Origin of the sequence: Pseudoalteromonas shioyasakiensis (assembly GCA_013391845.1) — a bacterium.
GTDB lineage: Bacteria > Pseudomonadota > Gammaproteobacteria > Enterobacterales > Alteromonadaceae > Pseudoalteromonas > Pseudoalteromonas apostichopi.
Genome location: CP058414.1, coordinates 1,158,508 through 1,170,490, shown reverse-complemented (window position 1 = coordinate 1,170,490; position 11,983 = coordinate 1,158,508). Strand labels below are relative to the sequence as shown.

At 40.3% G+C, this 11,983-nt stretch carries 12 protein-coding genes; 3 read left to right on the top strand and 9 right to left on the bottom strand.

From position 1 onward, the window contains the following. Positions 1 to 107: 107 nt before the first annotated feature. From HYD28_05375 to HYD28_05345, 7 genes are all read right to left on the bottom strand, one after another. Complete coding sequence (locus HYD28_05375; GenBank protein ID QLE08439.1) at positions 108 to 473, bottom strand: hypothetical protein; 366 nt, start codon at positions 471 to 473, stop codon at positions 108 to 110. A gap of 157 nt (positions 474 to 630) precedes the next feature. Further along, on the bottom strand, positions 631 to 978 hold the full coding sequence (locus HYD28_05370) for a hypothetical protein (protein ID QLE07477.1): 348 nt from the start codon (positions 976 to 978) through the stop codon (positions 631 to 633). A gap of 12 nt (positions 979 to 990) precedes the next feature. Then, positions 991 to 1,308 carry a hypothetical protein gene (locus HYD28_05365; protein QLE08438.1) on the bottom strand — a complete coding sequence of 106 codons (318 nt, stop codon included), beginning with the start codon at positions 1,306 to 1,308 and terminating at the stop codon, positions 991 to 993. Next, positions 1,305 to 2,342, bottom strand: coding sequence for a hypothetical protein (locus HYD28_05360; GenBank protein ID QLE08437.1), 1,038 nt, complete (start codon positions 2,340 to 2,342; stop codon positions 1,305 to 1,307). The genes HYD28_05365 and HYD28_05360 overlap by 4 nt, the downstream gene beginning before the upstream one ends. A 208-nt stretch (positions 2,343 to 2,550) precedes the next feature. Further along, positions 2,551 to 2,913 carry a hypothetical protein gene (locus HYD28_05355; GenBank protein ID QLE08436.1) on the bottom strand — a complete coding sequence of 121 codons (363 nt, stop codon included), beginning with the start codon at positions 2,911 to 2,913 and terminating at the stop codon, positions 2,551 to 2,553. Between the two features lie 192 nt (positions 2,914 to 3,105). Further along, positions 3,106 to 4,488: a PhoH family protein gene (locus HYD28_05350; protein ID QLE08435.1), complete on the bottom strand. Its 1,383-nt coding sequence runs from the start codon at positions 4,486 to 4,488 to the stop codon at positions 3,106 to 3,108. Then, positions 4,485 to 5,852, bottom strand: coding sequence for a PhoH family protein (locus HYD28_05345; protein ID QLE08434.1), 1,368 nt, complete (start codon positions 5,850 to 5,852; stop codon positions 4,485 to 4,487). The genes HYD28_05350 and HYD28_05345 overlap by 4 nt, the downstream gene beginning before the upstream one ends. Positions 5,853 to 6,151: 299 nt before the next feature. On the opposite strand from HYD28_05345, the gene rapA reads away from it, so the two are divergent. After that, on the top strand, positions 6,152 to 9,046 hold the full coding sequence (rapA, locus tag HYD28_05340; GenBank protein ID QLE08433.1) for an RNA polymerase-associated protein RapA: 2,895 nt from the start codon (positions 6,152 to 6,154) through the stop codon (positions 9,044 to 9,046). A 56-nt stretch (positions 9,047 to 9,102) separates the two neighbouring features. Here the strand turns inward: rapA and HYD28_05335 are convergent, their stop codons facing one another. Next, positions 9,103 to 9,333 carry a hypothetical protein gene (locus HYD28_05335; protein ID QLE08432.1) on the bottom strand — a complete coding sequence of 77 codons (231 nt, stop codon included), beginning with the start codon at positions 9,331 to 9,333 and terminating at the stop codon, positions 9,103 to 9,105. Positions 9,334 to 9,466: 133 nt separating this feature from the next. On the opposite strand from HYD28_05335, the gene rluA reads away from it, so the two are divergent. Next, positions 9,467 to 10,120, top strand: a complete 654-nt coding sequence (rluA, locus tag HYD28_05330; GenBank protein ID QLE08431.1) for a bifunctional tRNA pseudouridine(32) synthase/23S rRNA pseudouridine(746) synthase RluA — start codon at positions 9,467 to 9,469, stop codon at positions 10,118 to 10,120. A gap of 81 nt (positions 10,121 to 10,201) precedes the next feature. Next, positions 10,202 to 11,122, top strand: a complete 921-nt coding sequence (locus HYD28_05325) for a DUF3530 family protein (protein QLE08430.1) — start codon at positions 10,202 to 10,204, stop codon at positions 11,120 to 11,122. On the opposite strand, the gene djlA is transcribed toward HYD28_05325, so the two are convergent. Beyond that, positions 11,105 to 11,977: a co-chaperone DjlA gene (djlA, locus tag HYD28_05320; protein QLE08429.1), complete on the bottom strand. Its 873-nt coding sequence runs from the start codon at positions 11,975 to 11,977 to the stop codon at positions 11,105 to 11,107. The two genes, HYD28_05325 and djlA, sit on opposite strands and share 18 nt — an antisense overlap. Between the last annotated feature and the right edge of the window lie 6 nt (positions 11,978 to 11,983).

The window sequence follows — 11,983 nt, the reverse complement described above, 5'->3', positions numbered from 1 at the left end:
TTTTGCCCCCAGACATCGCTGGAAAATATCTATAGCGCTACGACGCTATATTGACTAACAGAAAAATTAATTACATGTGCGAGAAATTTGGACGCACTAATCCTGTATTAGGCAAAAATTGGTGGACGATAAAGGGAAGTGGAAATTGAATGAGGTTGTTTAGATTGCAGAGCAGCTACAGATTCACTGAATATTTGAATATCTGTCGAATCAATACTGGAATTTAGGACTGTCGTAGATGAGCAAGCATTTGCAGGACAAATACATTCAACGTCACAACAATCTTCTGATTGACCATTACTGCTTTTATTCATATCACCATGATCCATGTTCATGTTCATGTTCATGTTCATGTGTGATTCGTGAGAACCTGATGACATTTCGCAAGGCATAGCAGAATACGCAAATGCTTGCCCTACAAAGGCAACCAGCATAAGCGTCATTACTAAGACTTTTGAAAATGCTTTAGACATAAAATTCTCTTACAAATATACATCTCTAATACTAATGCAAATTTTTGACTAAGTCAATTGATGCTGTATAAACATTTATGAATATTTGATTATCGTCAAATTTTTCAAAGAGGTAAGTGACAAATAATAATCTCATCAGACTTCTTATCTTCGCTATTCAATGGCTTTTATTTTGAGACTTAAGTTGCTCTCTCATTTCTAAAACTCGATCTGCCGAATAAGCTCCTGCTCTCATAACAACCAGTTCAACAAATGAAATATCAATTAACTTATGGTCAGCATCAATCACATAACAACTCCCACTATGTGTGTATATTTCTAACTTATCCTCATCAGCAGATTTGCTAACAATCTTTGAAGTCACGATTTGCTGAAATGGCCGAAACCTGAATGTTTCATCTTCAATAACCCCCCCTGATAAAAACTCGCCAAGAAATATTTTTTCAAATTCTTTATAGTCGTAAACAGATACTATGTAGGCATCCTTTAAATATATTCTATCCAACGTATTCCCTTACTAATAACTAGCCGGGAGCATATCTCGCAGCTCTAATAACTCATTAGGAGAATACATACACTCATGCATTAAATTAAACTCAAATGCATTTACATCAAACTCTTTAGATTCAGCATCTAAGATATAAAAGTCAACACCAAAGCACTTACTTTCTAGACCATTGATTTCCAAAACCTTTATCGTGAATAAAGCATCTCCTTCTTTACCATTTTCATTTTCGTCAGCAAATGTGCCGTAAAGCACCCGTTCAACTTTTTCCTCTGTATCAGATTGAATTGAGATAAGTTTTGCGTTGGTTAGTTTTACTCTAGGTCTCATGCTTGAACTCCTTTCATATCTTCTACAGAAAAAGGACGAAAAAAACTTAGATATTTAACCCCATCAACTTTAAGCAAATTGTTGTCAGCATCAAAATGTGACAGAACACTAGATTGATACAACGAAATGTATTTTTCATAATCGATTGTGTTAAAAAAGTTGGTATCAACGCGCCTCGCATAAAAAACAAGATCTTGCTGTTCGATACGAACAATGAACTTCTGATCGCCATCTAGATTTTTGACTCGTAGACATAAATCAGGTTTGTGCCAATCAGATACAAAGGAAGGAATCAATGGGAAGCCATATACCAAATAGCGCATACCTTCGATTTTGAAGGTTGTTGGATTGAACTGAGCCTTATTTACTTTGCCGCTACTGAATAATTCAAGTGTCAACACCAGCCAGTGCACATGCTTAGAAAATGTATTTCCTTCAGAAATACAGCCTTCAAACTCACCATTATGGTTTACATGATTGATGTACATGTATTTTCTAATGTCATCCAAGGAAAGCTTTTCAAACGGAAACTTGCAAGCGATTAGCCTGAAATAACAACCATGAACTTTTAAATCTGCATATTGAACTATCAACGGATCATCAAAGGCATCAAAGTATGGTCGCCACTCTAAGCGGAAGTCTGCACCTGTATTTACAATAAACTTGGCATTTTCAGGCAACCCTAAAACTTGGTATATCACTGAAACTAACTCTAATGTTTCGATATCTACCAGCATCAGGCTTTCAATACGGTTTGCCATTGACTCAATTTCTTTATGAAGCGATTCAATAATTTCTTGATCATCGTATTCGTTGATCATTAAATATTTCAGGGAATCGTGCTTTAGAATTGAGTCCAGCTTTTTCTTTTCAAATACTTCAGAGAGATATTTATGGGTATCAGAAAAATGAGGGCAGTTATAAACACCTCTAGCCCACAGGCCTTGGGCGTAAAGATCAGGAAACTCTAATAACTCAGCAAACTCTTTTGCTTGTTTATTGAGCTTATTCTTTAATTGATAAAGTGAGATCACTTAGTTCTCCAAACAACTTTCCAATAAACAATGGCCTACCAACACATTGCTTTATTTATTGTTCAAATAACCAAATTTTTACGGATGCTCCGCTTCACTGTTCACGTTTTTCAAGGCGAAAAACATGTGTAGGCGTAGGCTGTCCGCACAACCTTTCACTCATAATATCGCTAAATTTTTAAATGGCAACTTACGGATTTGTACAAAATCAGTCAGAAATTTTGGCTTTGAACTCATCAAAGCTAAGTCCGAAAAGGGATATGACTAATTCTTCATTTATATTGGAACCGGGAAATTTTTTTTCAAAATTTCCAATGATGCTATCTAGGTGGCTAGCTAATATTTTTACTAAAAATATTTCCGAGTTTGGTGAGAGAGCAGACAGTGCTATCAATGGGTTGTCAAAGGATTCAGCTTTTATTTTTACTAGTAAATCGCTGTAACTGTTACAGTCATACAGACAAATAGCTAGGGCTTCTTGGGCTTGTCCAAGGGGAATAGTTAATAATTTAGATAATCGTTTTGCCTGCCTTTTTATATTTACTAGCAGGTCTTCTTTATTAAAAGACATCAATACACCAAAAAACGGCAACGCTAGGCCACGCACCTATGTCACTCAGTTTTTGTGAATATTTAATCTTTTAGTTCAGAGTAAATCCATTTCGTCCTGTTTTCGTGGGAACGGGCTTCTCTGAAAAGCCACTGCAAAAAGCAGTGGCTATTGTCGCAATATTATAAGGAAATGTGAATTGTAGTTTGATGCCTACATGTTCTTTTCAGTGAATTCAGCCAAGCTACTACGCTCTACTTCATCAAATATCAATACTGAGCCTTTTTCATAGTTTCTATACACGTTAACAGCCGCGCTAGCACCTGAAGATGCGGGTGTGACAAACTTATCATCAATCTGGGCTAAGTTGCCCAACACGATTGTGCGACAATTTTTGCCACCACGGCTTAACATGCCCTTAATTTGCGCTCTAGTCATGTTTTGAGCTTCATCAATGATTAAAACAGCATCGTCTATTGAACGACCTCGGAAGTAAGCCATACTAGTAAATTCTATATTGGCTTTTTCGATCACATGCTCAACAGTTGCACTAATATTACCTTCATTGTTATCACCTGAATGCATTGATATAAGCGCATCTGTTATACCTGCTAATAACGGCATTGATTTCTCTGTCAGGTCACCGGGTAAAAACCCCGGATCATCGTCCATAAAGTCTCTGGAGCGCACCACAACGATTTTTTTGTACTTTTTTAACTCCAATACTTGATGCAGCGCCGAAGCAACTGCTAAAAAAGTTTTTCCGGAGCCAGCAGGGCCAAGGATGATATTTAAGTCATAATATGGATCTGTTAATTGGCTTAAAGCTACTGCCTGACGCTGATTTTTAGGCAAAATGCCCCATACTTTTTCTTGTTTACGAGGCAATAACTTTGTGAATACCTCAGTATCTGTTACTTCTGAAATTCGCCCAATGTGTCCAGCTTCATCGTACCAATACATGTTTGGCTGAACTTCATCATTAAATAGACTTATTGGGAAAGTATAAACTTCTCCTGAAACCTTGAAGTCTTTGTCTGATTTAATTCGATCAAAAAGATCTCCTTTAAAGGCTTGTACCCCTGTGTATAAAAGATCAATATCTGATATTTGATTATCTACGGCAACGTCTTCTGCCATGACCCCTACGGTTCGAGCTTTCAAGCGCATATTAATGTCACGGCTAACAATTACTACGTCTTTATCTAAGTCCTTCTGAAGATACAGTGCATAGTTAATTATTCTATTGTCAGCGTCACTTCCAATACCGTGCTTTAACTCTTTAGCCATATCGAGCTGGGTATCAATTCCAATAAACAGTTTTCCTCGTTTAGCTGTTTCAGTAGAAGGCAGTGGAATACCAGCTTCCATCTCTTCTGCACTGTGCCCATTTATTATATCTTCAAGCATACGAATACATACACGAGCATCAGCACTAACCGATTTGTTAGTTCTTTCTTTTAAGTTATCTAATTCTTCTAGAACTGTTAGACAGATGTAAATATCATCTTGATATGACAGGATACTTTTTGGATCATGAACCAACGCAGACGTGTCAAGAACACGAGGGTTTCGGTTTTCAACAGAGCTTTTCATGACGCAGCCCTCCAAAAGTTTGCATCGTTGCTAGAATGCGTGTTGTACTTACATCCCAAATAACAAATACTCTGTAAAGATTGGCTATTGTGGGAATGCTTAAAGTCGTTACAAAAATCCATGTTTAGAGAAATTCTTTTTACTTTTTCTACAGGCCAATAAAAACAAGGGGGTAAAAACTTTAAAATCTTTCCAATTCGGGGTTGTAAAATAACAACGGCATTTTGAATGCTGCGACCACGCATAAAGTTTACTGATTTAAACTGTACGTTGGCTTTTTCCATAATGTAATTGCGACTCGAAATTGGGTTTTCATCGCCTTTATGTAGTACCTCTAAGGTATCGGTGATCGCAGCCAACCAAGGCGCCATTTTCTCTTCTTCCGTGCCAGGTAAAAAGCCGATTGATTCAGCAATTTCAGGAGTATTACGGGTAACAATAACTTTATCGTAAATGCCTTTTTCTATAATCATTTCAAGGGCGCTGGCAAGCGCGAGTAAGGTTTTACCACAACCAGCGGGGCCGGTTAAGATCACTAGTTCAATACTTGGGTCAAGCAATGCATCAAGTGCCATTCCTTGATACACATTCTTTGGTTTAACGCCCCAAGCAGTATGACTCATCAAACGTTCAACACTGATATCTTTTAAAGTAATTTGTTTATCATCGTAGCTTGTTACTCGAGCCGCAAAGTGGTCGCTTTCATCTAAAATATATTCATTACAGAACACATCGCTAATCGTGCTTTTTGCAACATGGTGATAGGTATCTCGGCCTTGTTGTTCTGTTTCGCACTCACCAACATGTTGCCAAAAGTCGCCTTCAATTTTTTTATAGCCACTAGTAAGCAACGCTATGTCATCAATTAATTGGTCAGTTCTGTAATCTTCAACAAATTTAAGCCCGGCCCCTTTCGCTTTGAGGCGCATATTGATGTCTTTAGTTACAAGCACCACTTTGCTGTCGCTATGTTGCTTTTGTAAATGCACAGCACAATTGATAATTCGGTGGTCATTTTCGTTGCCTGGTAAACCTGAAATACTGTCTGCAAATAAATGGTCATTAACGATAATTAAGCGGCCACGAGAATCTGTTTTAGCCTTTTTGTTACTAGGGAGCGCGACACCCTGCAACATTTGCTCTGGCGAAGCGTCCTTTAGCACTTCATCTAAACCACGAATAGCAACACGGGCGTCACGGCTAACGTCATGTTTTCTATCTTTAATGTGGTCGAGCTCTTCTAATACTGTCATGGGGATAACAACATCGTGTTCTTGGAAAGATAAATAAGCGAGGGGTTCGTGGAGTAACACATTGGTATCAAGCACATACATTTTACTATCAAGGTTCGAAGCTTTTTCCATAGCACTTTCCTTACGTTTTATGATTTTTATGCTATACCCAATAAACTAAACAAGCGGCGGATGAAGCTATGGTTTATTCGTCAGGTATATACTCAGTTTAGTCTATTTACGACAAAAGTCCTTTTTATGACAAACAAATATATAATTATTTAACCGGTTAGAATACATACAATTTTTACCTTTAATAATGACTTAAAAAGGTTGACTAAATTTAATTGTGTGCGGCGAGTTTACTGCCTTGAAGTAGCATGGCGTTACAGGTAACATAGCCGCCTTTTTTCTTCATAGACGAGACATACATGAATTTTTCCTTAGGTCAGCGTTGGATCAGTGATACTGAGTCAGATTTAGGATTAGGCACCGTAGTTGCCCTTGAAGGCCGCCAGGTCAGCATTTTATTTCCAGCCAGTGGAGAAAACAGAGTTTATTCTTTAACAGAAGCACCTGTTACTCGTGTCGCATTTAATCCAGGTGATGTTATTCGCAGCGTTGAAGAGTGGGAATTAGAAGTTGAGTCAGTTGAAGAGCAAGGCGAGTTACTATGCTATCATGGCACACGCGTTGATAACGGTGAAAAAGCACAGTTAAAAGAAACTTTTTTAGATCACTTTATCAAATTCAATAAACCACAAGACCGTTTATTTGCAGGCCAAGTGGACCGCTTTGACCGCTACACTCTACGTTACCAAACTTGGCAGCATCAGTTTGAGCGCCAACAATCACCTTTAAAAGGTTTAATTGGTCAGCGAGCAAACCTTATTCCGCATCAGCTTTATATCGCACAAGAAGTCGGTAAACGTTTTGCGCCACGCGTATTACTTTCTGATGAAGTGGGTTTAGGTAAAACCATTGAAGCTGGTATGATTTTACATCAACAAATCATCAGTGGCCGCGCTAGTCGCGTACTGATTGTTGTGCCTGAAAACCTTCAACATCAGTGGTTAGTAGAAATGCTACGCCGCTTTAACTTACATTTTTCTATTTTTGATGAAGAGCGTTGCGATGAAGCCTTTGCTGACTCACCAAACGTATTTGAAACAGAACAGTTAGTACTTACTAGCCTTGAATTTTTAAGTAAGAAAAAACGCTGGTTTGAGCAAGCAACTCTGGCTGATTGGGATTTACTGGTTGTTGATGAAGCACACCATTTAAGTATCAATAATGGTAAACCAAGCACTGAATACCAACGTATAGCGGAGTTAAGCCAAGACATTCCAGGCCTTATCTTATTAACTGCAACGCCAGATCAACTAGGCCATCGCAGCCACTTCGCACGCCTGCAATTACTCGACCCAGATCGTTTCTACGACTACGATGCGTTTGTTGAAGAAGAAAGTAACTACAAAGAGGTTGCCGAAGCAGCCAACCAATTACTCGGTGAAAAAGGCCTTGATGATGCGTCTCGTGCAACATTAAAAGAGCTATTAAAAGAAACCGATATCACTGATCTTTTAGCCGAAGCAGAGAAAGGTGATGAAACGGCGCGCAACGAAATTTTATCAATGTTGTTAGACCGCCATGGTACGGGTCGCATTTTATTTAGAAATAGCCGTAGCGGTATTGATGGGTACCCAAGCCGTAAGCTTCATGCATACCCTATGGCAATGCCTAAACAATATAAAACGGCGATGTCGGTACTGGGTAACATGGGCGGCATTCAAAATGCTGAGCTAACAGCCCTTCGAGCTTTATTTCCTGAAAAGATCTTCCAAGAGTTTGAAGGTGAAAATGCTAGCTGGGGCGCATTTGACCCACGTGTTGATTGGTTAATCGAAACGTTAAAAACCCTTAAACACGAAAAAGTACTGCTTATCTGTGCTAAAGCCGAAACCGCACTTAGCCTAGAACAGATTCTACGTGAGCGTGAAGCGATTAAAGCCTCTGTTTTCCACGAAGGTATGTCGATTGTTGAACGTGACCGTGCAGCCGCTTACTTTGCCGACGAGTACGACAGCGCACAAATTCTACTTTGCTCTGAAATTGGCTCTGAAGGTCGTAACTTCCAATTCTCGCATCACTTAGTATTGTTTGATTTACCGCTCAACCCTGACTTACTTGAGCAACGCATTGGTCGTCTTGACCGTATTGGTCAAACTCAAGACGTAAACATTCATGTGCCGTATTTTGAAAACACCGCACAGGAAGTGTTATTACGTTGGTACAACGAAGGCTTAGATGCGTTTGAAACGACATCGACAACAGGGCAAATGCTGTATAAAGAGTATGGCGAAGAACTACTTGAGTTTATTGGTGCACACAATTGCGACGAAGAAGAACTAGACCCACTGCTAGAACAAGTGGCAGGTCAAAATGCCAAGCTTCGTAAGCAAATGGAAAGTGGTCGTGACCGCTTACTAGAGCTGCATTCAAGTGGCCAAGGCCGAGCCGAAAGTCTTGTTGCTGATATCGAAGAATTAGACGATCAATTCACGCTACCAAGTTATATGATCAATGTGTTCGACACCTTTGGTGTAAGCCAAGAAGATAAAGGTGAAAATACCATTATCTTAAAACCAACTGAGCACATGCTAAATCCATCTTTCCCATGTTTAAAAGATGATGGCATCACAGTAACGTTTGATCGCAGCACCTCGCTTTCGCAAGAAGACGCCCATTTCATCAGCTGGGACCACCCAATGGTGCAAGGCAGCTTAGACATGATTTGTGATGATGACTTTGGTACTGCCTCTGTGGCGTTACTGAAAAACAAAAAGCTACCTGCTGGTACCTTCTTTGTAGAGCTCATTTTCATTGCTGAGGCGATGGCGCCTAAAGCACTTCAGGTTGGCCGCTTCTTGCCACCAACGCCTATCCGTATCTTATTAGATAAGGGCAGTAACAATCTGGCTGATAATGTTGCTTTTGACGCTTTCAATCAGCAGTTGTCTGCGGTTGGTCGCCAAACTGCAAGTAAATTAGCCAGCGCGCTACAAAGTGCCATTCACCCAATGATCACCAGCGCACAAGGCATGGCACAAACCAAGCTAGAAGCACTGCGTGCTGAATCACTAGAGAAAATGCAAACTGCACTGGGTGAAGAGCAAGCTCGTTTAACGGCACTTAAACAGATCAACCCGAATATTCGTGATGAAGAGCTTAGCTTCTTTGATAAACAGCGTAGCGAACTCACGACTTACATCGAAAAAGCCCAAGTTAAACTGGATGCAATTCGTTTAATTGTCGTTTCACACTAACGTTAAATAGCTAAACTCAAAACTACAAACGCGATGTGCTTTCACATCGCGTTTTTTTATACAAAAAACACCACAAGGGTAATAATTACGGCCACTGCCGCTAGCTTACAAAATAACTTAGCTAAGCTTTTATTTCTTTGTATTAAATCGTCTTTGTAAGCTTGCTTCAAATATACTGCTTGTAGGTCTGAAGAGCCTTTACAATGCGGACACTCTGGCTCACGGTCATTTACTTCTAAGCCACAACGTGTACAAGGCTTACAGCGAATTAAACCAAGGCGAAACATTCATTTGTCCTTTTCTTTAAACTCCATACCTTAATTTACTGTATCTTAGCTACTACTCAAAAACCAGCACTGGCATTGTGTATGCGCTCATACTCCTTTAAAATAGCGCCCTTGCATATCATCGAGGCTGGCTGTGTTACTCAATTATAATCCCCCAATGACACCTTATTTAAGTATTGTTTATCAAGATGATGACTTACTTATTGTGAATAAACCAAGTGGTTTACTTACTGTGCCGGGAAAAGACCCAAAACACGCTGACTGCCTTATTGCTCGCATTAATCGCGTTTTTCCAACGGCGAAAATTGTTCACCGCCTTGATATGGCTACCTCTGGCATTATTTGTTTAGCTATGCACAAAGAAGCGCATCGTAATTTAAGCATTCAGTTTCAAGATAGAAAAACCGCGAAACGCTACATTGCTCGTGTATTTGGTAAGCTTGAGCAAGAAACTGGATCGGTAGATTTACCACTTATTTGTGATTGGCCGAACCGACCAAAGCAAATGGTTGATCACGACAATGGCAAACCGTCATTAACCCATTTTAAAGTGCTTGAATATGAAGGTAATGCAACTCGTGTTGAGCTGACCCCAATTACAGGGCGTTCTCACCAACTGCGTGTGCATATGCTGTCATTAGGTCACCCTATTTTAGGCGATAAGTTGTATGCTCACCCCGAGGCATTCGCCATGGCTCCTCGCTTACAACTGCATGCCGAAATGCTAACCTTAGCTCACCCAGCCAGCGGTGAAACACTGATTTTTGAAGCTGCTCCTGAGTTTTAAGACAATTCGCTAAATATTTAATAAACACTGCCGATAACCTAGTTAATCACTGATTTAATTAATGACTCAGGTAATATCGGCATGAATTTAAAACCCTCACATCGCTTAGTTTACGCAGCCTGTTTTGCGTTGATTAGCAGCGTGAATGCAGCCGACTTTATCAAACCGACGCCTTGGTCAAGCTTGGTCACAAATGATATTCAACGTTTTTTACCAACTGATGAAGTGCGTCCCCTGCTTGCTGGTGAAGATGAGTTTATCAGCTTATATCGTCAATCGATGGCTGCAAGTCAACGTGGAATTGTGCTCATTATTCCCGATTGGCAGCACTTACCAACAAACAATGCTGGCATTAACTTTTTACGTAAAGAGTTAAATGAAATTGGCTATGCAACTCTTGCCATGACCATGCCAGACATTGATTGGCACCCTGCTGACATGGCAATGCCTGAGAGCTCTGAAGACGCTGAAGAGTCAACTACGCAAAGCGATGAACAAACTGCTCCTGCCACGCCAGCCCAAGCACAACAAGCGCCTCATTTTGTTACAGGTGCACCCAATATTAGTGAAGCTGTGCTTGATGATTACAAGTTAAAGTTAATAGCCAGGTTCAATGCCTTGTATAACAGTGCAATGGATGAGGGCGGCAACATAATTGTTGTGGCTCAAGGTGCCAGTGCGGGGCTATTAATTGAGCACTATGCTAGCTTTCCAAATAACGAACTAAACGCCTTTATTAGCTTAGGGAGTTATTTACCCAACAGTATTCGTAACCAGCATCTCAATGCTACGCTATCGACCATCAGCCCACCGTTATTAGATATTTTCTATAGTGAGGGTAACCCTGACACGCTGCAAAGCGTAAAAGACAGGAAACGCTGGGTAAGAAAACACGCAAAATATGACTATCGACAAAGAGAGTTATTTGGTGTTCCTTCTGAGCCTGAGCAGCACGAGAGGCTGCTCAAAGAAGTTGATGGCTTCCTACGCCGCCTTTTTTAAATACTCATAGGCTGCTTGAATATCTTGGCTTTTCTTTACTGCCACTTCCATCATATGTTTTGGTAAACCTTGCGATACCAGCTTATCGGGGTGATGCTGAGCCATGAGTTTGCGATAGGCTACTTTAATATCTCGCGCAGAAGCATCATTGTTTAAGCCTAAAAGAGCCAAAGCTTGCGCGCGATTCATACCATTATTGGGTGGCACACTGTGCCCTCTTTGTTCACTATGACTGCTGCGATTTTGCTGGCTTTGTTGACGTTGCTGCTCATAAAAGCGCTGTTGTTGCTGGCGAAACGCAAATTCGGCTTGGTAGCGCTTTAATAAAAATCCGAACTGAGTGCGCGAAATACCAAGCTGCTTACTCACCTCTTGCAAGAGCTGCTTTTCTTGCTCTGCAAGGTGGCCATCAGAAAAGGCCATTTGAATTTGTATTTCGAGGAATAATTGCAATAAATCATGACGTCGGGCAAAGCGCTCCTTAAAGTCATGAACGGTTTCTTTTAATGAAAAGTCCGTTTCTTTACCGCTACGAAAGGCATCTTGAGCTTCACGGCGCTCATGGCCCGATAGGCCCATTTCGTCCATAAACAAACTTGCAGCACGAATATGAGTTTCACTAACGCGACCATTCGATTTGGCAATATGCCCCATTACCGCAAAACAGCTTGAAAAGAAAAGAGCTTGGCGTTCGTTAATGTCATCGCCTTTAAACAAACCAGAAAAACCACCTGCTTTATCAAAGTCTTGTTTTAAACTGCGATCGAACATATGGCCTAGGTATAAACCTAGTAGGGCACCAATAAACTTGCCAAACATAAAGCCAAAACAAAAACCGAGTACTTTTCCCCACATAATTTG

Excerpts from the sequence above, each read along its gene's own strand:
- HYD28_05365 (QLE08438.1), bottom strand. The coding sequence starts at position 1,308 with ATGAGACCTAGAGTAAAACTAACCAACGCAAAACTTATCTCAATTCAA.
- HYD28_05350 (QLE08435.1), bottom strand. The coding sequence starts at position 4,488 with ATGAAAAGCTCTGTTGAAAACCGAAACCCTCGTGTTCTTGACACGTCT.
- HYD28_05375 (QLE08439.1), bottom strand. The coding sequence starts at position 473 with ATGTCTAAAGCATTTTCAAAAGTCTTAGTAATGACGCTTATGCTGGTT.
- HYD28_05335 (QLE08432.1), bottom strand. The coding sequence starts at position 9,333 with ATGTTTCGCCTTGGTTTAATTCGCTGTAAGCCTTGTACACGTTGTGGC.
- HYD28_05325 (QLE08430.1), top strand. The coding sequence starts at position 10,202 with ATGAATTTAAAACCCTCACATCGCTTAGTTTACGCAGCCTGTTTTGCG.
- HYD28_05355 (QLE08436.1), bottom strand. The coding sequence starts at position 2,913 with ATGTCTTTTAATAAAGAAGACCTGCTAGTAAATATAAAAAGGCAGGCA.
- HYD28_05345 (QLE08434.1), bottom strand. The coding sequence starts at position 5,852 with ATGGAAAAAGCTTCGAACCTTGATAGTAAAATGTATGTGCTTGATACC.
- rapA (QLE08433.1), top strand. The coding sequence starts at position 6,152 with ATGAATTTTTCCTTAGGTCAGCGTTGGATCAGTGATACTGAGTCAGAT.
- djlA (QLE08429.1), bottom strand. The coding sequence starts at position 11,977 with ATGTGGGGAAAAGTACTCGGTTTTTGTTTTGGCTTTATGTTTGGCAAG.